The organism is Gimesia maris, assembly GCF_008298035.1.
Taxonomy (GTDB): Bacteria; Planctomycetota; Planctomycetia; order Planctomycetales; family Planctomycetaceae; genus Gimesia; species Gimesia maris.
Map to the genome: position 1 here is coordinate 6961473 of NZ_CP042910.1, position 19336 is coordinate 6980808.

The following is a 19336-nucleotide window of genomic DNA, read 5'->3' on the forward strand; positions in this document are numbered from 1 at the left end:
AGATCCAATTACTGCAGAAACCGTTCGTCATACCCGCATCAACGGAGTTGACTGCTTTCTGATTTTCCAATGCGTCATTGGGGAAATAAGACGTTAGACATGTCGAGCGAGAATTGTTTATAGCCCCCGGTGCTGCAAGAGCGACTTCCCTGGAACACGTTGTGAATCGAGTTGACGGGAAAACTCTATAACCAGCCAGAACAGGCTATTTTAATTTTGAAGTAGACATCAAAGAGTGTCAAGGATGTAAATCACGATACTGCTAATACTTGAGAGAGTTTTCTGCAGACGGAGTCGTTTCGAACAGTGTGAACTGAACAGTTTTCAGAAGCGGTCACAGTGGACTTTGATTTAAAAAGATGCAGCCAGATCCTGCATCGCTGAGATCGTTGTGTCAATTTGCTCCACTGTTGTAAAAGGCCCGGGACTGAAGCGGAGCGTTCCTCCGGCTGCTTTTGAACCGATACAGGCATGAATACGGGGTGCACAGTGTAGACCTGCCCGAATCTGAATCCCGAAATTCTCATCCAGAATGGAAGCCAGCACCTGTGGTTCAGCGGTTTCACTGATCAGGCTGACCACCCCCACCCGGTTTTCGACGACCTGGGGTCCAGTCAGTTGGAAACTGTTGAGTTGCTGAAAACCGTCCAGCAGCTGTGCGGTTAATTGTTGCTCGTGCTTTCGAAGTGTTGAGACTCCCTGCTTGAGTACGTATTCAATAGAAGCTCGCAATCCGATCAACCCCGGAGCGTTGTGATTCCCTGATTCCAGTTTTTCAGGTAAAGTGACCGGTTGTGTTTCATCTTCGCTGCGAGTGCCGGTCCCCCCCTGCCGCAGGCTCTCGACCTGGTCAGCCAGCTCTGCACGCAGATAAACCAGTCCCGTCCCCAGCGGGCCCAGCAACCCTTTATGACCGGGACATGCCAGGAAATCGACGGGCATGCTGGACACATCCAGAGGCAAATGGCCGGCTGTCTGCGCGGCATCGACCAGAAAGAGCACATCCGCCTGGCGTGCGATTTCTCCAACTTCATTCACGGGTTGAATGGTCCCCGTTACATTCGAAGCATGATTGAGAATCACCAGTCGCGTGTTTTTTTGGAGGGCATCCCGAAATGCCGTCGGTTCGACCAGTCCGGTCTGATCTGCGGGAATGATTGTGATCTTCAGTCCCCAGCGGTTTTTCAATGTCTGTAGAGGCCGGAGTACTGAATTGTGTTCCACATCGGAAGTGATGACATGATCCCCGGGCTTCAACACGCCGTGAATAATCGTATTCAGGCTGTCTGTACCGTTGAAGGTAAAGGCGATCTCTTCAGGACGTGCTGCCCCCAGCAATTTTGCTGCTTGCTTCCGACATTGATCGATGGAAGACTGCAGTTCGATTGATTTCCGATAGGCTCCACGACCGACGGGAGCCCCTATATTTCGATTGTAATCATCCATCGCAGCATAGACGGAATCTGGCTTGGGGAAGCTGGTAGCTGCGTTATCCAGGTAAATCAACGGCTGCTCACTCATGTTTCAAACTCAATCCACTTTCAGATTTCATCCGCCGATGGAATACATCGGGCGATCGGGTTGAATGAATCGTGCTGTGTTGATTTCATGCCCTTCTTTTTTCGCGGTAATGCTGCTGCGTACCGCCGCGATGATTTCTTCGTCGGGAGCGTTGTTGTGGAACAGCTCACGGATGTTGGTTTCCTCCAGGCTGAACAGACAGTTGCGCAACTTCCCGTCGGCGGTTAACCGAAATCGATTACAGCTCATGCAGAATGGGGCGCTGATTGAGGAGATGAACCCGATCCGTCCCACGCCATCCTCGAAGACAAAATTGGAAGCAGGTGCACTTTTATCAGGCTGTTCCTCCGGTACCAGAGGCATAATCCCCTGTGAAAGAATCTCCTGAATTTCATGGGCGAACAGGACTTTCTCGCGTTCCCACTGATTATCCGCATCCAGAGGCATGAATTCGATAAAGCGAATTTCGGCCCCTGTTTCACGGGCCAGCTTTCCGAAAGGGACGATCTCTTCTTCCGTCAGATTGCGGATGGACACCGCATTGATTTTCACAGGATCAAAGCCGGCGTCATGAGCAGACTGTATGCCGGCCAGTACTTTATCGTAATCGTCGCGGCGTGTGATCTGTTTAAACTTGGCGGCGTTCAGCGCGTCCAGGCTGATATTGATCCGTCGCAAGCCGGCATCGTAGAGCTGCTGTGCCTGCTGGGGCAGCAGGATCCCATTGGTGGTAATGCCGATATCCTTAATTCCGGGAATGTCGGCAATCATTTTCACCAGTTCGGGAATATTTTTTCGAACCAGGGGCTCTCCGCCGGTCAGACGAATTTTGTCGACCCCCAGCGGTACCACCAGGCGAATGAAGCGGACGATTTCCTCAAACGACATAATCTTACTGCGATGAACGAACTGCACATCTTCGGAAGGCATACAATAAAAACAGCGAATATTGCAGCGGTCTGTGACGCTGATGCGCAGGTTGTTATGCACACGTCCAAATGTATCAATCAATTGAGTCAGTTTTTCCATCAGTGCCTCTTACGATCAAGGCGGGAAGGACGGCCTGCTGTCCCCCGCCGGTTCTCTACACCTATTATAGTCAGTCTCAAACCGGAAACTGTTTTATTTTGCCTTGATTTCCGGATGCTCCCATTCGGTTGTGCCATCGGACCAGTTTTCCTTTTTCCAGATGGGTACAATCTCTTTGAGCCGGTCAATCAGAAAACGTCCTGCTTCGAAGGCTTCACTGCGATGTGCGGAACTGACGGCGATGGCCACACTGATTTCTCCCAGCGTCAGATGCCCGACACGATGTTCAATGGCGATCCCGTGGACGTCCCACTGGTCGCGTGCTTCGTCGATCAACTGCTGCATCATCTGGTCAGCCATTTCCGGGTAGGCCTCATAGTCTAATGCGACAGTCTGTTTACCTGCGGTCATTTCACGTACGGTTCCCATAAACAGGACAACGGCTCCACATTCATTGGAACGCACCTGCTCAGTGATGGCAGCGTAGTCGATGGGTTGATCTGTTATGGAAATGGAGTCTGTTTTCATGATCGATAACCAAAATACCAGTTAATACGTTTCAATTCAGCCACCACTGACCGGTGGGAAGCAGGCGACTTCCTGTGAAGCCGACAGCAACTGGTCTTCACCTGCGTAGGCATTGTCGACGGCGATCAGAAGCTGCCCGCTTAATGGCTGTAACTGAGGAACCTGTTCGGCGATGGCCTGTCGCAGGCAGGCGACCGTTGTGCCTTCCCCCACCTCAACCGAGATCAAATCGCTGTTTGCCAATTCGCGGGCCCGGGCAAATAACCTGACCTGAATCTGCTGGACTGTCATGACACTACCAGTTTTTTCTTTTGCGGCTGCAATGCCCGTCCCAGTTCAGGCATCAGTCCGTAAGAGAGTGCCAGTAGTTTGAGAGGGTGGATGGTAGGAATCCGGCTTTCCTGTTCCATCTGCATTTTGCAACTGCTGCATTCAGTCACACCCGCATGAACGTTTGTTATTTTCATGTGATCGATCAGCTCCCGACCGATCTGTTTGGAGGTTTCAAAGGTGTCGCGGGCGAGCCCGTAGGTCCCGGCCATGCCCGAACAGCCTTTTTCAATTGTATTCACCCTCAGCTCAGGAATCAAAGCGAGAAGCGAATTTAAAGCCGAACGGGACGATAAAGCCTTGATATGACAGGGCGTATGATAGTCCAGCTCCAGATCCAGTGGTCCAAAATCAGTCCTGAAACGGTTTGCTTCGTGCAACTGCCAGAGAAATGCTCCCGCTTCGCTGACCTGTTCGGAAATCACCTGGCTGTCTTCCCCGGGCACCAGCATCGGGTACTCCTGCTTCAGACAGATGGCTGCTGCTGGTTCAGTACAGATAATCTGATGCCCTTCTTTGGCAAATTCCGCGAGAATTTTGATGTTCTCTTGCGCAAAGCTGCGCGCCGCGATCAAATCGCCGGCGGACACCATCGCCATTCCGGAAGCCAGCTGCTGCGGAGGGACATACACGGGAATCTGATTGTGCTGCAGGACCGCCAGCATTGCATGTGCCAGTTCCGGATCGTGATAGTTGGCATAATAGTCGACAAAAAAGATGACCAGATTCGGATCACTGCCGGGTCGAGGTCGTTTCAGATATTTCTTGGGGACCGATCTCAGGAATGACCGCCGCGAAAAGAAAGGGAGCTTGCGGTCCCGGTGAATGCCCATCATTTTTTCCATGAGCCAGCGGGTGGTCGTATTATTGATCGCCCAGTTCGCCGCCATCGAAAGTGTACTGCCCAATGCCCCGAATGAATGGGCCCGTGACAAGATCCAGTCGGTATGATCAAGACCGTTCGCAGAGACATAAGCCGCTTTAGCCTCGATGGCCATCTGGGGTATGTTGACGGTTGAGGGACAATCCAGTTGGCACTGCTTACAGTTGAAACAGGTGTCTGCCAGATGTTTGGTTTCTGCTGAGGAGAGTTCATTGGGATGCAGGGCACCGGAGAGCAGTCCGCGAAAGAGATTGGCTTTGGCACGGGGAGAGGCTTCTTCGTCCGGGGCAATTCGAAAGACGGGACACATCCTGGAACCGGCATCCTGGCGTCGACAGGAACCACAGCCATTACAGCGTGACGCCTCTTCCTGCAGTTCCTGTGGTGACCAGGCGAGCTGAAGCTCGACCAGTTCGGGGAACTTTTCAGGAACCGGTCTTAAATTACGAATGGTGACATGCGGATCATCGTTGATAATTTTGCCCGGGTTCAGCAGATTATGCGGATCAAAAATATCTTTAACCTGTCGAAACACGCGATACAGATCACCATATTGAGAACGAATGAAGGCGGTGCGTGCCAGTCCGTCACCGTGCTCGCCGCTGATTGTTCCATTCAGGGCAAAGACCGTCTGGTAGAGTTCACGGGCAATGGTTTCCAGAATGGGTGCATTATGATCGGTCAGCGCCGGTAAAAAGGGACGCAGGTGAATCTGCCCGGATGCGGCATGGGCATATAAAGTTGCGGTAATCTGATGCTTCTGAAAGACTTTCTGGGCTTTTTGGGAGAACTCGTACAGGCATTCGGGGGGCACTGCGATATCTTCGACAAACGGTTGAGGCCGTGATTCACCCGGAAGACGACTGAGGGAAGGGACCACTTTCTGCGGCAGTGACCAGAGGAAGTCGACTTCGTCTGATTGATGGGATTCCATGGCGACAACCACCCGGGAATTGATATTTTTCACAGCGAGAATCACATTATGCAGTCGCTGCTGGACCTGCGCATCACTGAAACCCACCTGTTCGACCAGCAATGCCGCTTCGGCTGCAGGAGAGATCAGGGAAGCAAAGCGGGGATCTGCATCGCGGGCCAGGGAGAGCAGACGCCGATCCAGAAGATCGCAGGCGGAAGGCTGTTCGTGAATAATGGTCTGCACAGCTTTAATGGCAGAGGCCAGATCCCCGAACAGCAGGAGCGCCACTCCCCGATGCGCGGGTAACGGGGAGACATGCACCAGTGCGGAAGAGAACAGAGCCAGCGTGCCTTCCGAACCAACTAGCATGCGTGCCAGATTCAAATTTTGTCGACTTTTAATCCCTTTGAGATAATAGCCGCTGCAGTTGGGAATCCCGGACCGTTGTTTCTCCTGAATTAACGCGGCATGATCATTCAGCAGCTTGGAGAGTTTACTCAAAATCGTACGTTTAGCGTGTTCGCCACGCGCTTCCGGCGTCGGCTCGCTCAGGAGTGACGTTCCGGACCCCATGGGAGAGGGCTGATTCAGAATCGACAGGCTTTCATTTCCTGCTTCGAAGCAGGTTCCATCTGCGAGGATCAATTCCAGTCGATTGATATAGTCGCGAGTTGAGCCCACGCGAATCGCCCTGGAGCCGGCGGCATCGATTGCCAGCATACTGCCCAGTGTCGTGACTTCAGTATTGGAGGGATCGGGGGGAAAATAGAGTCCCTGTGTTTTCAGATAGCGATTCAACTGTGCGTGCACAACACCTGGCTGAACATGGACCAGTTTATCATTGATCAACTCAAAGGCATTCATATAGCGTGCGCAGTCGATGACGATCCCGCTGCCGATGGCGTCACCGACCAGGCCAGTCCCTGCCCCGCGTGGAATCATCGGAATATTCATCTCCGAGGCATAGCGGGCAATCGAGATCAGATCATTTCGATCACGGGGAAAGGCAATACACAGTGGTGGAACCTGATACAGGCTGGCATCGCTGGCATAAATTGACAACGCAACGGGATCGCATCGCACATCACCTGCAATCAGACTGGAAAGATCTTCTGCAATTCGTTGCTGTTGACGGTCCAAAGTTACTGGCTCTCAGGTTGAATGATTCGCACGCACATCAAAAGTTTTTGAGGCAGGTTCTATTGTATGCGATTGAAGTCCCCGGTTTGAATACTCAATCGACCGAAACAGCCTTCGAGCAGTTGATTCGGTTGCCGCCGTGAAAGAATCCCTATAATACACGCAGTCCGTAACCTTTATTCATCCTGCCTGGTCGACACTGCTTCACCAGAAAGTCTGATACAAGTTACTTCAACATGCTTGTGCGGCTTACTTACCGAAGCCAGAAGTGTCGCGTGACTGTTTCGACAGCCATTCGCAGGCAGGTTCCGGTAAGCCTTCATGACCTCCCTGGAAAATCGTGACGCGTGCATTGCCCGATTTACGTCGGAGATGAATTTCGCGTCCATAAGTTTCATCGGTCTCCTGATCGGAGACTTGAGGATTTGTCAGTGTGCCCTGATTCCACAGCTGCTCTATTTCAGCCTCAGTCACAGGGGCTGTCTGGTTCTGTTTCGCCAGAACATTAAAGGCATTAATTGTATGCGTGAAAGGAACGGAACCGGTCTGGCCATCCGTCACACCGGCATTGAGATCAAGGGGTAATTCCGTAGCATTGTCGATCCAGAATAAAGGAGAACGATCGCGGTACTGCACATCGATCTCCTCTGAAGTACCCGGCTTGTCAGTCAACGATTTTAAAATCATGCGGGCATAATTCTGGGGCACACCATCTTTCAGGTGAAATCGATACCACTCTGCCAGATCACTGATGCCCACCCAGACGGAAGCGGCTGAGAAACGATCAGGGTGATGACCGGCCATCAGCATTGTCATGTGTCCGCCTCCCGAAGAACCGGCCAGATAAATACGTGACTGGTCTACGTTGTAGTGTTTGATGACATATTCGATGGCGTCCAGGATATCCTGTCGCGCCAGTCGGGATCCACAGGCTTCGGGCTGCTGGTTGACGCCCCGAAAATCAGGATGCAGATAAATCCAGCCACGCTGTTCTGCTTCCTGCAGCCACTTCGCATTGTTCTGCTTATAATTGCCACTCCAGGAATGCAGGAAGACAAACAGTGGTGTCGGAGTGGTTTTTGCCGAAGCGGGCGCCCAGAACATGGAAGGCTGCAAGCTGTCATCCAGACTGCTTTTGACTTTGATGAGCTTCAGCTTTGCCGGTTTCTGTTTTGCCTCAGCGACGTTTTCCGCTGCTGACAGGTTTTCCGGATTCAAAGCGCAAATCCCGGATACGAAGAGAGCGAACAATACAAGTTTTGACATGGATGCAATTTCCTCAGTTCTTTGATACGTCACGGTTTTTATTTCTCATCCTGCGATTCTGATTTCTGTTCGGCGTATTCAATTTTGCCCCAGAGATTTCCGCCGACTTTACCATGCTGCCAGGTACCGGCGTAGCGGCCTTCGAAGAACATCACGCGAGATGTGAAGGTACCCAGACCCGGAATGGTCATGTTGGTCAGAGAAATGACGGGGGTGTCGCCTGCCCAGAAAACATTCAGAGGCATCGGGACGTTAACATCATTATCGCCGTATTTAATACGGGCAGTGATCAGCCACTGATCTCCCTGCAGTTTTTTCATGGACGCAATCTCATAGCGTTCTTCGCGGGGAGGTTTGCCGTTCTGTTTTCCATCGACACTGAAATGCCCGACCAGCGTTGCCCCGCTCATCTGCTGTTCCAGTTTTTGTTCCCGCTGCGCCTGCTCAGTAGCGCCTGCGTCCTTTTCATCAGCCTGTTGCGCCTCAGCAACTGCCACAGATGTCAGCAGCAGCATACAGACAGTTAATAAACGATTCCTGAGAAAACTCATGATTTCGGCCTCTCATTTTTATTGTGAATTTTCAGAACGAAGTAAATTCGCTACGATACCTTAATCCTACACGATAACCGCTCACAGGTGAATCAACCGGTCGAACATATGACAGAATCTGATTATCAATCACAGCCTGCTGGTCCCACTGGCGCGGGAGATCCCCTGCCGGGAATTCCCCCCGATTATAGCATCCTAACCCCTGCATTTGAAAAGCTTTGCGATGTAATCGCCCGTCTGCGTTCACCGGAAGGCTGTCCGTGGGATCGGGAACAGACACTGGAGACGATCAAGCCTTATACGCTGGAAGAAACCTACGAACTGCTGGAAGCCATCGATTCAGGCAATGATGAACATATCATTGAAGAACTGGGGGATCTTCTGCTGCAGATTGTACTCGACGCTCAGATTGCCGCCGACGAAGGTCGATTTGATCTGACGCACGTCGTCGATCGACTGACTCAGAAAATGATCGAACGCCATCCGCATGTGTTCGGGGATGTTGCCGCGGAGACACCGGATGAGGTGCGTCGCAACTGGGACCAGATTAAGGAACAGGAAAAGCAGCGACGTTCGATTTTTGACGGCCTGCCTGCGGCACTACCGGCATTAGCCCGGGCGTCACGCGTGGCGGAAAAAGCTGCCAAAGTGGGATACGATTTTCCGCATCGCGACATGCTGTTTGATAAACTCCGGGAAGAAATTCAGGAACTGGCGGACGAAATTTTTCCCGACGGTCAGATTCCTCATACGCCGGCCACCGTGGAGGCGGAGATCGTTGCTGACACGGAACTCGCTGACCCGGAGCTGCGTGAACGCGTGGAAGGGGAACTGGGAGACATTCTGTTCGTCGTCGCCAATATCGCCCGCCGCTGGAAGATCAATCCCGAAGAAGCGCTTCGAAAAAGCAACAGCAAGTTTCAAGAGCGCGTGCAGAAAATTGAACAGGAACTGGAGCGGACCGGTGGTTCGATTCAGGAAGCATCCCTGCAGGAAATGGAACAGATCTACCAGGCAGTCAAGCTGCAGGAAAAACGCGATGTCTGATCGATCAGTTTCGCGGGACCCCTGTTTTAAAACGGCAAGTCAACGCCCAGCCCTTCCTCCAGGGCCAGTTCATACACTTTGACGCCCATGGCGATATCTTCGACCGCCAGGCCGACGGATTTAAACAGTGTGACCTGATCATCGGTAGCCCGGCCGGTTTCGCGTTCAGCGACAATCTCACACAGGTTATGCATCAACCGCCAGTCGGTAATGCCTTCGTCGACAGGCTGCATAAAGTCGCCTGCTTCGATTTTGCATTGTTCAATATCATCGCAGACAATCACGTCGGCCCGTTTAATGGTTGTACGGTCAATTTCCCGTCGCGAGCGATGATTGGATCCGATCACATTGAGATGCGTCCCTTCATCAAGCACACGCCCGTCAAACAGTGGGGTTTTACTGCTGGTGGCACAGATGACAATATCTTTTTCCGCCGCGGTTTCATCGGGTGAGTGTGAAGCGGTGACTTCGACATCACACAACTCGGTCATTTCTTCTGCAAACTTGCTGCAATGCTCGAAGTTGCGCGAGTAGACTGACACGAATTCAATTTTTCGGGTCAAACAGATGGCCTGCAATTGTGTGCGTGCCTGCAGACCGGTGCCAAACAGTCCAACGACTTTGGAATCGGGTCGCGCCATATATTCAGTTGCCACTCCACTGGCAGCGCCGGTGCGGAGCTGGCCGAGAAAATCTCCTTCGATCAAAGCCCGCATTTCGCCGGTCTCCTGATCGTAGATGGCAACGTGGAACTGGGCAGCATCCCTGGTGGTCGTATAGGCTTTCCAGCCGACATACCCCAGATATTCACTGGCGGCAGACATGGTATGTAACATGATTCCGGGAGCTTTGACCCGTTGTCGAGGCTCATTGTTTGCTCGACCGGCGGCCAGTTCCTTGAAGACCTTGTGTGTGATCAATATGGATTTCTCCATGTCCATCAGAGAGCGAACGTCGTCTTCGGTGATATACAGTGCCGCCATGTAAGGTTACCTTTGCAAGTGTAGCCTGTGTCCAGTTTTGCTGTCGCGTCTGCAGGATCATCCGGCCCGCCTCTAAATGATCGAGTGACGCTATGGATCATTGTGGATGCGTTCTGAAAACACTGTCCCACAATACTGATGCCGTCTGCCAAAGGCGACATCACTATCCTATTACACGCTAACGTGAAATCAGTTGATATACAATACCAGTATCAACCTGATAGTAGCCAACTGCCTCTGCGACATTCCAGGCAACCGTATTGGTTTCGTCGACATGCAGTTCGAGCTTGGTGATCAGTTCATCCTGCAGTCGACGGGCGATTTCCAGCAGTAATGACTGGCCATACCCTTTGCCGCGTTCCGCTTCGTTCACAAACACGTCGGTCAGTCCGATTACACGTTCTTCCCATTTGGGGATATAGAGATCCAGGCCAATGATGGTGGCAGAAGCGACAGCCGGCTCACCAGTTTTGGAAGCGAGTTCAAAATGCAGCGTTTCGAGTCGTCCCAGTCGGGTGAGCCACCACCAGTTGGGCGCCTGGTAATCATCGGAAATATTCAACTGCATTTTCCGACGGATTGTGACCAGGTGAAATTTGATCGGCGGTTTCTGGCCGAGCAGATCGCGCTGGTAGATGCGGGTTGAACCGATTGATTCAAAACCCAGGCTTTCGAAGAAGGGAGCCGCCAGCGGATCAGAGAGGAGAAAACCGGAAGGACGGGTGCCCCCATACAGGCCCACCAGATACGGGGATCGCTGCCCGGAAGGTCCCGCAGTAATCTCGGTCGCTCCTTTGGATTTGAGGTATTCTACTGCGCGTCGCACCAGTTCGCGACCGATTCCACGGCGACGGTAATCCGGGTGCACAATGACTGCACAGATCACGCCCTTGGTATAGTCCAGCGCAGATCCTTCCTCATTGGCTCCAAAACCGCCAAGAATAAACCCGACCCGTTCGCCATTCTCTTCTGCAACGATCAACCCTTCAGGATCGAAGTAGGGTTGTGAGAAAATCAGAACTTCGAAGGCATCGTTGCTGAGACATTCCGCGGCTCCTCTACCCAGTCCTGCAGCATGCCATAATCTCAGCAGCTGTGGTGGGTCGGTATTATGAAACGCGCGAAACTCAGTCACAAAGTTCTCTCACAAAATGTGAACGGGACTTAGAATCAGAAACTCTGATACAGGAATAGAAAGGCCCCCTTGTGAAATCCCAAGAGGGCCTGTGATTCCTTATTTTACTTTTTTGACCGCTTCAACAATCGCAGCAACAGTCAGACCGTATTTGTCCAGCAGACCCTGGGGATCTCCACTTTCTGCGAAACAGTCACCCACATTAACGTAAGCCATGGGAACCGGATTGGTCTGCGAAACTGCCATTGCGACTGCAGATCCCAATCCACCATGAGCGAGGTGTTCTTCAGCAACGACAATCGCGCCGGTTTCATGCGCGGCTTTCTGAACGGCTTCCACATCCAGTGGTTTCACGGTATGCATGTCGATGACACGTACACTGACGCCTTCTTCAGACAGTTTTGTCGCAGCATCAATCGCACCGGCGACCATCAGACCGTTGGCGATAATCGTCACATCGTCACCTTCACGAACGGTATTGGCTTTACCGATCTCGAAGGTATCTCCAGCGGAATAAATTTCAGATACTTTGGGACGTCCCAGACGCAGGTAAACAGGCCCCTCGTATTCCAGCATGGCAGCGGTTGCCGCTTTGGTGGAAACGGCGTCAGCGGTGACAATCACAACCATGCCCGGCAGACTGCAGGCCAGTGAGACATCTTCGATACCCATCTGGGAAGGACCATCTTCGCCGATAGAAATACCGGCATGGGTTCCTACCAGTTTGACGTTCATGTTGGGAAATGAAATCGACATTCTGATCTGGTCGTATGCATTACACAGTAGGAATGCAGCGAAGCTGGCAACCACCGGGATATGCCCCGTAGAAGCCAGACCGCCGGCCACACTGACCATGTTGCTTTCTGCAATTCCGACATTGAAGGCCCGTTCCGGATAGGCCTGGGCAAACACTTCTGTTCGGGTTGAGTTCCCGACATCGCCGTCTACCGTCACAACTCCCGGAAATTTATCACCCAGTTCTTTTAATGCATCACCAAACGCATCGCGGGTGGCTTGTCCGATTTTCAATCCACTCTGTTCGCCTAAATACATAATGATCAGTCTCTTTTTTTGTATGTGTTAACTTTAGATGTTATTTGATTCGATCCTCCAGCGGTGTTCAAATGCCTGGAACGGTTTCCGTTCGAGGCCACCTGCCGGCAGGGGTTCTAAGCAAGAAACGCCAGAGCTTTTTCTGCCAGTTCCGGTGAAAGCGGCTTACCGTGATAGTTCACATCGCCAGTTTCTTCCAGGACGGGAAGAATTCCATACCCTTTTTTTGTCTTTGAAATAATAGCTTTGGGACGGTCTGTGACTTTGGCCGCATTTTCCAGGGCTTCGACAACCGCTGCCTGGTCGTTGCCTTCAATTGTCTGTGTATACCAGCCAAAAGCAGAGATTTTTTCTTCAAAGGAACCCAGATCAAGTACATCGTGAGTCGCGCCGGTCTGCTGATATCCGTTCTGATCGATGATCGCAGTCAGGTTGCCCAGCTTGTATTTTTCAGCCGCTGCCAATGCTTCCCAGACCTGACCTTCGCCCATTTCCCCGTCGCCGATGACAACGAAAACGTTCGAACCGTTGTCGTTCAGGCGTGCGCCGAGGGCCTGTCCGATTCCCAGGGAAAGTCCCTGTCCCAGTGAACCCGTTGAGGCTTCAATACCGGGCAGACGTTTCATATTGGGGTGACCTTCAAACGGGCTGCCCAGTTTACGAAGGGTCATCACATCCTCTTCCGAGAAGTAACCGGCTTCTGCCATGGCTGCGTACAGCACGGGAACCGCGTGGCCTTTACTCAGAATGAAACGATCGCGGGCTTCCCAGTTCGGATTTTCGGGATCGTATTTCATGAAACCACCAAACCAGAGTGCGTTCACAACTTCCACAGCAGACAGGCTGCTGCTGGGATGTCCACTTCCGGCCTCAGTGGTCATACGGATGATCAGACGACGAAGGACTTTACCTTTTTCCTTCAACTCTTCTAATGATAAGGCATTTGCTTGAGCAGCCACTGTGATTCCTTCAATTCTTCAAGACAGACAAAAAAGCGCCCCGCTCCCAACCGATTTACTTCCTTCAGTTTGTAATATGACGAACTGATTGTACATCACTGAAGAAGTGCGGTGCCGAAACCGGGTAACCGTAGATTTGAGCGGCGACAGTATTCACGCGCCACCAGGCGCAACTTAAGCGCGTCGATGTATTAAGCGTATGCTAACGAGCAAAGCTGTCAGCGACAACCATTCCGGCAGGAGAAACCGGTTTGACGATCTGGAAAAAGGGCTTACCTGACCCGATTTTTTGATAAATTCACAAAACCCTCCCCGATCTTTCAAACGGAGCAAACCCTCTCTCGATTTTCTCAGAATTACCCAATTGTTTACACAAATCACCTTTAAAGCGTGGGGCCGTTCACGCATAATAGAAATTGTTCTCTCAGCCAAAACATCACAGATTCTGTCAGGAGTGAGGCTCTCAAGTCATGTCAGAAAAACCGTTTACAGACCAGGAACTGCTGGCTTATCTGGATGAAAATCTGTCGGTAGATCTGATGTCACAGGTCGAAGCCACACTCCGCAGCTCAGATTCATTGCGGGTTCGCCTCGCGTCGCTGTCACGTCAGAGGAATGATGGCGTGCATTCGGTGGGAGAGATCTGGAGGCGAAATCGGTTGAGCTGCCCTTCGCGCAGTCAGCTGGGAGGCTATCTCCTCGAAACACTGCCTCCCGCGTATCACGAATTTATTGAATTCCATTTAACGGAGACCGGCTGCCGCTACTGCCAGGCAAATCTGGAAGATCTGAAAGCGGGACTCTCCGCAGCCTCACAGGATTCCAATCGACGTCGCCAGAAATACTTCCAGTCTTCCGCCGGTTATCTCTCCGCCGACAAAGACGACCACTAACCAGCGCCGTCAGTCAAGCGCTTGCGACTCAAAGTCCGTTTCATTGACCCAGCCTGCTTTGATTTTCTCGCCCTGCATAAAGCGTTCATAAAAATGACGTGTTCGAGGATCGGAGTATTCATACTTCTCGAAGATCGAACCATTCCCCAGCACCCGCGGATCTTTTTGTGCCGTCAATTCGTCCTGCAACTGTTTTTTCAGTGAATTCTTCACCCCCTGATGGGCGGGCAGTGCTGCCAGGTTCCGCATACACTCCGGATCTTCACTGATGGCATACAGTTCCTCAGCCGGACGTCTGCCAAATGCCCATTCCCAGAAGTCTGCCTGTTTCCCGTCGCGACGCAGTTGCAGTATGACCGATTTGGTCGGGCTGCCATCGCAGTTGAGATAACCGGTTTCGGGATTCCCGGCGGGCCAGCGTCCGGGTTCGTCATTTTTGAGATAAAGCATCCCCTGCTTGACGATGCCCCGAATCGGATAACCCTGATCATGGGGTCTGCCGATGTCATGGCGTTCTTTACCGATTAAAACATGGTCGCGTTCTGGATTGACCATGCCCGATTTTTCTGACTGGAAAATATCCGAAAGACTGCGTCCGGTGATCGGCTGCATGCCCGCAGCTTCTGTGGTCAGGCCGGCGGCTTCCAGAAATGTCGGCGCGAAATCAATGAAACTGACATAATCTTCGATCACCCGGTTACCGGTAGGAATGCCCTGCTTCCACATGATGGCCAGCGGCAGATGATTGGAACGTTCATACTCCTGTCCCTTCACGCGGGGGAACGGCATCCCGTTATCGGCGGTCACGACCACCAGCGTATTATCCAGTTCGCCCCGCTGCTCCAGCAGATTCAGCATGCGCACCAGATGCTGGTCGAAGTATTCAATCTCGTAGGCATAATCGAGCATGTCCGTGCGAATGGTTTCGTTATCAGGCCAGTAAGCGGGAACGCGATCAATATCGGTAATTTTCTTACCGGCTTTCTTAATACCCGCCCCGTATTCATAACCCCGATGCGGTTCAAATCCGCCATACCAGAAACACCACGGTTTTTCTACGGCGCTCTGCTTAAGAAACAGTTCGAAGTTGGCAGCGTAATCGATGGGTGAAATTCCGCTGGCGGGGGGCCTGGTCTTTTTCTGATTGAACGCGGGTCCTGCCAGGTCGCGGCGTTTGCCGTTCGCATCGACGGCAACTCCAGGAGCCCAGCCTTTCGCTGTCTTCCCCACGGCATAACCATTGTCTGCCAGAGATTCGACATAGGTTTTAAACTCCGGTGGAAAAAACGCCATGTGATTGCCGGCTTCTTTCAGCTGCCAGGAATTGCGACCGGTCAGAATACAGGCCCGTGAAGGCGCACACTTGGCATTCGGCGTATACGCGTTGTTGAAGAGCAGGCCTTCCCGCGCGACTCGATCAAAGCCGGGCGTTTTGACCCAGGAACAACCGTACGCGCCCATGTGCGGGAATGAGGCATCGTCGGCGATACAGAACAGTATGTTCGGACGTTTCTTTGCTGACGCTTCTGAATCCGCTCTGACAACGTCCGTGCAGAGCATTCCGAACAGGAATAGCCATAATACAGCGATCAAGCGGTTTTTCATTTCAGCTGTTCTCCGGTTGTGCCATCCAGTGTGGAAGCAGTGACGTCAGTAAGATTGAACTTTTATCTTACGCGACCGGAGAAGCTGCCTCAAGAAAGAAAGGCTTGCGGAATTCAGTTACAACTGAAGTCAGTTGAAAGTGCTTGTGTCGCGGGGCTCTGCTGCCGTTCGCGGAGCCTGTTCTTAAAAAAGCTCAACAGCAGATCACTGCGAAGGTCGACATCCTGTTCATGCAGGAGCATCTGCCCCAGGGCAGGTTCCAGCCTGATCGTCCCCGCAAGGGTATCACAAAGAGTCCCCAGACTGACTTCGCGATGCAACTGGTGATAATACATCGGATTGGAAGCGTGATCCATATAGAGGCGGGAATAGAGTTCCAGCAGTTCCAACTGACGATGTTCGCGGTGAATGACAGGCTGGTCAGCATAATAATCTGTTTTCAGATCCAGCAATGTTTTCTGATAAGGCAGCTCTGAATTCTGCAAGACAACCATCTGTGCGCGGCATAATCCCTGCAGCAGAATCGAACGGGCTCCTGACTGCAATTGGTACGGCGCCAGAATGGAAGCGACGCACACGGTTCGAATTCCGGATTCCGTTGAAAGTTCGGTTCCCGCAGCAGGGCACGTCTGCTTAAGATCGACGGCAATGAATCCATGGGCATTCAGAGCATCGTCGATCAACTGGCAGTCAGCGGGGGCGGTAAAGCGGAGTGGAATGACAGCATGCGGCAGGAGAACGTAATCTTCCAGATTCAATACAGGAACCATTCCGGAGATGGTCTTTAACTGCTGCTCGATCACTGCGTTGTCTGCTACCATTATTTATATTCCAACCCCGTACATTGAAAAACCATTCTGAGTCCCCCATACTAAGTTCATTTATCAAACTCAGCTGGCTGATGAAAACATGTCAGTGAGAGTAGCACTTCATTTTGGGAATTGTCACGCAGAATATGGCTAAAAATAATTCGCAGATTGCAGCAGGTTCCGGTTATAGCGACTCACTTGATGACAAAAAGAAACATGCCCGCAAAATCGCGAGGGGACTGGCTCGACTGTTCCCGGAACCGGAGTGCGCGCTGATTCATGATTCGCCGTTTCAGCTGCTCGTCGCGACCATTCTCTCCGCACAATGCACTGACGAACGCGTGAATGCAACTACGCCGACTCTGTTCAAGAAATATCCGACGGCGGAAAAACTGTCGACCAGTAAACAGGCCGATGTTGAAAAGATTGTGTACCCGCTTGGCTTTTTCCGCGCCAAAGCGACCAACATTCGCAAGATGGCTTTGGCTGTCACGGAACAATATGCAGGCGAGATTCCCCGCACGCTCAAAGAACTGGTGGCATTACCGGGTGTCGGCCGTAAAACAGCCAATGTGGTTCTCGGAACTGCATTCGGAATTCCCAGTGGCGTGGTCGTTGATACGCACGTCAAACGCATCTGCAATATCTTCGGGCTGACCACCAGTAAAAACCCGGAGATCATTGAACGCGACCTGATGGAAGTCCTGCCGAAAAAAGAATGGATCGCCTTTTCCCATCGGGTCATTCTACACGGCCGTGCCACCTGCGTGGCCCGCAAACCGCGCTGTACGGAATGCAGCCTGCTCAAAATCTGCCCGCGGATCGGCTTGAAGCCGCTCACGGAGTGAACGCTTTTCACCGGTGGATTCCTGGTACTTGGCTCTGTTTCCGAAAACACCCGTCCAAACCGTTGAAAGCCGGTTCGCGTCGGTTTATGGTTCCAGTATGCAGCGTCTACATCCAACCTTCACCATAATGAGAAGCCAATGATCCTGACCGGGAAAGAAATCAAAGCACGCCTGGGAACAGATATTGTCATTGAACCTTATCACGAAAAATATCTGAACCCGAACAGCTATAACCTCTGCCTGCATAACGAGTTGATGGTCTACGAGGAAATCGTGCTGGACATGGCCCGCCCGAATCGCCTGGGGAAATATGTGATTCCGGAAGAAGGGATGGTGCTCTATCCCGGGCAACTCTACCTGGGACGGACCGTGGAACGAACCGAAACCCATAACCTGGTGCCACTCCTCGAAGGACGCTCGTCGATCGGACGTCTGGGAATTTCCGTACACGCTACTGCCGGCGTGGGTGATATCGGGTTCTGTGGTTACTGGACCCTGGAAATCACGGTGGCCCAGCCGGTTCGTATTTACGCCGGCGTCGCCATCTGTCAGATTATTTATAACACGCCCATCGGTGAAATCGTCGAATATAACAGCGACAAGTACCAGAACAATAAAGGCATTCAACCCAGCCTGCTGTTCAAAGAACTTGACCCGGCCGAGTCTCGCCAGATGCGACTTTCGTTTGGCGAAGAAGCATCACAGTAAAGCCTCACCGTGATCTGTTTCCACTGAGATTCAGCTGTGATCAATATAAAAAAGGCGTTACAGAATTCACTGTAACGCCTTTTTTTATTTTCGATCTGTGCCGTTTACACGGTCCAGGTATCACCGGTGTTGAACAGAGCTTCCAGATCCCCATCACCGTTACGTTCGGTGGCGGATTCCACCTGGTTGTAGACGGCGTCGTTGTAGGTAGGATGTTCGACACAGCGGAAGACCCCCATGGGTTCGGGCATTTCCGGATACCGCATGCTGGCCAGCAGAAACGCCAGGTTCATGTCTTCTGACTTTTCATCGTGGAACAGCAGATCGTCTTCCGTGACCCCTTTGCCCAGTTCGACCACTTCCGGCTGGTCGTGACTGTTGAGACGAACGCCTTTATCGCGATTTTTTCCAAAGATCAAGGGCTTACCATGCTCAAGGTAAATCACGTTTTCTGCTTTCTGGTCCTTCTTGGAAGCAAATTCAAACGCACCCGAGTTAAAGACATTACAGTCCTGATAGACTTCCACAAAGGCAGATCCTTTGTGTTGTGCTGCCCGTTCGAGAACGTAACAGAGGTGTTTGATATCCACATCAACCGATCGGGCCGCGAATGTCGCCCGGGCACCGATGGCCACCGACAGCGGGTTCAAAGGCCGATCCACCGAACCAAAAGGTGTACTTTTCGTTTTGGTCCCGGTAGGACTGGTGGGTGAGTACTGACCTTTGGTTAAACCATAAATCTGGTTGTTGAACATGATCACTTTCAGATCCACGTTACGCCGCAGTACGTGCATGAAGTGATTCCCGCCGATCGACAGCGAATCGCCATCACCGGTGATCACCCAGACCTGCAGATCCGGATTCGCCAGTTTGACGCCGGTGGCAATCGCAGGAGCCCGACCGTGAATACTGTGCATCCCGTAGGTATCCATGTAGTACGGGAAACGGCTGGAGCAGCCAATTCCGGAAACGAACACGAACTTCTCTTTGGGGATACCCAGAGTCGGCAGGACTTTTTTCATCTGGGCGAGAATAGAGTAATCGCCACAGCGTGGGCACCAGCGGATTTCCTGATCGCTGGCAAAATCTTTTGGCGAGAGGACAGGCAGTGTGACATCAACGCTCATTTTTA

18 protein-coding genes are annotated in these 19336 nt (G+C 52.0%); 4 read left to right on the plus strand and 14 right to left on the minus strand.

Annotated elements, in window-relative coordinates; translation table 11 throughout:
* Positions 1 to 351: 351 nt before the first annotated feature.
* From GmarT_RS25860 to GmarT_RS25890, 7 genes are all read right to left on the minus strand, one after another.
* A complete protein-coding gene (locus tag GmarT_RS25860; protein ID WP_002644666.1) occupies positions 352 to 1521 on the minus strand; it encodes an aminotransferase class V-fold PLP-dependent enzyme in 1170 nt (389 codons plus the stop codon).
* 27 nt (positions 1522 to 1548) lie between these two features.
* The gene (gene moaA, locus GmarT_RS25865) at positions 1549 to 2550 is read right to left on the minus strand and encodes a GTP 3',8-cyclase MoaA (RefSeq protein WP_002644665.1); all 1002 of its coding nucleotides are present in this window, start codon (positions 2548 to 2550) and stop codon (positions 1549 to 1551) included.
* Positions 2551 to 2643: 93 nt separating this feature from the next.
* On the minus strand, positions 2644 to 3078 hold the full coding sequence (locus GmarT_RS25870) for a molybdenum cofactor biosynthesis protein MoaE (RefSeq protein WP_002644664.1): 435 nt from the start codon (positions 3076 to 3078) through the stop codon (positions 2644 to 2646).
* 36 nt (positions 3079 to 3114) lie between these two features.
* On the minus strand, positions 3115 to 3369 hold the full coding sequence (locus tag GmarT_RS25875; protein ID WP_002644663.1) for a MoaD/ThiS family protein: 255 nt from the start codon (positions 3367 to 3369) through the stop codon (positions 3115 to 3117).
* Entirely contained in the window at positions 3366 to 6347 is a 2982-nt protein-coding gene (locus GmarT_RS25880; RefSeq protein ID WP_002644662.1) for an anaerobic glycerol-3-phosphate dehydrogenase subunit C, read from the minus strand. The genes GmarT_RS25875 and GmarT_RS25880 overlap by 4 nt, the downstream gene beginning before the upstream one ends.
* 249 nt (positions 6348 to 6596) lie before the next feature.
* On the minus strand, positions 6597 to 7613 hold the full coding sequence (locus GmarT_RS25885; protein ID WP_002644661.1) for an alpha/beta hydrolase family protein: 1017 nt from the start codon (positions 7611 to 7613) through the stop codon (positions 6597 to 6599).
* A 38-nt stretch (positions 7614 to 7651) separates the two neighbouring features.
* Entirely contained in the window at positions 7652 to 8164 is a 513-nt protein-coding gene (locus GmarT_RS25890) for a hypothetical protein (protein ID WP_044236596.1), read from the minus strand.
* 108 nt (positions 8165 to 8272) lie between these two features.
* Between GmarT_RS25890 and mazG the strand changes: the two genes are divergently transcribed.
* The gene (gene mazG, locus GmarT_RS25895) at positions 8273 to 9211 is read left to right on the plus strand and encodes a nucleoside triphosphate pyrophosphohydrolase (protein WP_002644659.1); all 939 of its coding nucleotides are present in this window, start codon (positions 8273 to 8275) and stop codon (positions 9209 to 9211) included.
* A 26-nt stretch (positions 9212 to 9237) separates the two neighbouring features.
* Here mazG and GmarT_RS25900 read toward each other — a convergent pair whose 3' ends face one another.
* The 4 genes from GmarT_RS25900 to GmarT_RS25915 all read right to left on the minus strand — a co-directional run bounded on the left by GmarT_RS25900 (position 9238) and on the right by GmarT_RS25915 (position 13341).
* Positions 9238 to 10194, minus strand: coding sequence for an ornithine cyclodeaminase family protein (locus GmarT_RS25900; RefSeq protein ID WP_002644658.1), 957 nt, complete (start codon positions 10192 to 10194; stop codon positions 9238 to 9240).
* A 178-nt stretch (positions 10195 to 10372) separates the two neighbouring features.
* Positions 10373 to 11329 carry a GNAT family N-acetyltransferase gene (locus GmarT_RS25905; protein ID WP_002644657.1) on the minus strand — a complete coding sequence of 319 codons (957 nt, stop codon included), beginning with the start codon at positions 11327 to 11329 and terminating at the stop codon, positions 10373 to 10375.
* Positions 11330 to 11428: 99 nt separating this feature from the next.
* Complete coding sequence (locus GmarT_RS25910) at positions 11429 to 12382, minus strand: transketolase family protein (protein ID WP_002644656.1); 954 nt, start codon at positions 12380 to 12382, stop codon at positions 11429 to 11431.
* 116 nt (positions 12383 to 12498) lie between these two features.
* Positions 12499 to 13341 (minus strand): transketolase, encoded by an 843-nt coding sequence (locus GmarT_RS25915; protein WP_002644655.1) that lies wholly within the window; start codon positions 13339 to 13341, stop codon positions 12499 to 12501.
* Between the two features lie 470 nt (positions 13342 to 13811).
* On the opposite strand from GmarT_RS25915, the gene GmarT_RS25920 reads away from it, so the two are divergent.
* On the plus strand, positions 13812 to 14234 hold the full coding sequence (locus GmarT_RS25920) for an anti-sigma factor (protein ID WP_002644654.1): 423 nt from the start codon (positions 13812 to 13814) through the stop codon (positions 14232 to 14234).
* Positions 14235 to 14243: 9 nt separating this feature from the next.
* Here the strand turns inward: GmarT_RS25920 and GmarT_RS25925 are convergent, their stop codons facing one another.
* Positions 14244 to 15839, minus strand: coding sequence for a sulfatase family protein (locus tag GmarT_RS25925; protein ID WP_002644653.1), 1596 nt, complete (start codon positions 15837 to 15839; stop codon positions 14244 to 14246).
* Between the two features lie 113 nt (positions 15840 to 15952).
* The gene (locus tag GmarT_RS25930) at positions 15953 to 16660 is read right to left on the minus strand and encodes an LON peptidase substrate-binding domain-containing protein (protein WP_002644652.1); all 708 of its coding nucleotides are present in this window, start codon (positions 16658 to 16660) and stop codon (positions 15953 to 15955) included.
* Between the two features lie 134 nt (positions 16661 to 16794).
* Here GmarT_RS25930 and nth point away from each other — a divergent pair, with 134 nt between their 5' ends.
* Together nth and dcd are read left to right on the plus strand one after the other, a co-directional pair.
* Positions 16795 to 17496, plus strand: a complete 702-nt coding sequence (gene nth, locus GmarT_RS25935; protein ID WP_081459396.1) for an endonuclease III — start codon at positions 16795 to 16797, stop codon at positions 17494 to 17496.
* Positions 17497 to 17634: 138 nt separating this feature from the next.
* Positions 17635 to 18204 carry a dCTP deaminase gene (gene dcd, locus GmarT_RS25940; protein ID WP_002644650.1) on the plus strand — a complete coding sequence of 190 codons (570 nt, stop codon included), beginning with the start codon at positions 17635 to 17637 and terminating at the stop codon, positions 18202 to 18204.
* Between the two features lie 104 nt (positions 18205 to 18308).
* Here dcd and GmarT_RS25945 read toward each other — a convergent pair whose 3' ends face one another.
* Positions 18309 to 19331, minus strand: coding sequence for a 2-oxoacid:ferredoxin oxidoreductase subunit beta (locus tag GmarT_RS25945; RefSeq protein WP_002644649.1), 1023 nt, complete (start codon positions 19329 to 19331; stop codon positions 18309 to 18311).
* Between the last annotated feature and the right edge of the window lie 5 nt (positions 19332 to 19336).

Bases quoted from the DNA above. Each gene is read 5' to 3' on its own strand.
- GmarT_RS25860 (WP_002644666.1), bottom strand. From the start codon at position 1,521: ATGAGTGAGCAGCCGTTGATTTACCTGGATAACGCAGCTACCAGCTTC.
- moaA (WP_002644665.1), bottom strand. From the start codon at position 2,550: ATGGAAAAACTGACTCAATTGATTGATACATTTGGACGTGTGCATAAC.
- GmarT_RS25870 (WP_002644664.1), bottom strand. From the start codon at position 3,078: ATGAAAACAGACTCCATTTCCATAACAGATCAACCCATCGACTACGCT.
- GmarT_RS25875 (WP_002644663.1), bottom strand. From the start codon at position 3,369: ATGACAGTCCAGCAGATTCAGGTCAGGTTATTTGCCCGGGCCCGCGAA.
- GmarT_RS25885 (WP_002644661.1), bottom strand. From the start codon at position 7,613: ATGTCAAAACTTGTATTGTTCGCTCTCTTCGTATCCGGGATTTGCGCT.
- GmarT_RS25890 (WP_044236596.1), bottom strand. From the start codon at position 8,164: ATGAGTTTTCTCAGGAATCGTTTATTAACTGTCTGTATGCTGCTGCTG.
- mazG (WP_002644659.1), top strand. From the start codon at position 8,273: ATGACAGAATCTGATTATCAATCACAGCCTGCTGGTCCCACTGGCGCG.
- GmarT_RS25900 (WP_002644658.1), bottom strand. From the start codon at position 10,194: ATGGCGGCACTGTATATCACCGAAGACGACGTTCGCTCTCTGATGGAC.
- GmarT_RS25910 (WP_002644656.1), bottom strand. From the start codon at position 12,382: ATGTATTTAGGCGAACAGAGTGGATTGAAAATCGGACAAGCCACCCGC.
- GmarT_RS25920 (WP_002644654.1), top strand. From the start codon at position 13,812: ATGTCAGAAAAACCGTTTACAGACCAGGAACTGCTGGCTTATCTGGAT.
- GmarT_RS25925 (WP_002644653.1), bottom strand. From the start codon at position 15,839: ATGAAAAACCGCTTGATCGCTGTATTATGGCTATTCCTGTTCGGAATG.
- GmarT_RS25930 (WP_002644652.1), bottom strand. From the start codon at position 16,660: ATGGTAGCAGACAACGCAGTGATCGAGCAGCAGTTAAAGACCATCTCC.
- nth (WP_081459396.1), top strand. From the start codon at position 16,795: ATGGCTAAAAATAATTCGCAGATTGCAGCAGGTTCCGGTTATAGCGAC.
- dcd (WP_002644650.1), top strand. From the start codon at position 17,635: ATGATCCTGACCGGGAAAGAAATCAAAGCACGCCTGGGAACAGATATT.
- GmarT_RS25945 (WP_002644649.1), bottom strand. From the start codon at position 19,331: ATGAGCGTTGATGTCACACTGCCTGTCCTCTCGCCAAAAGATTTTGCC.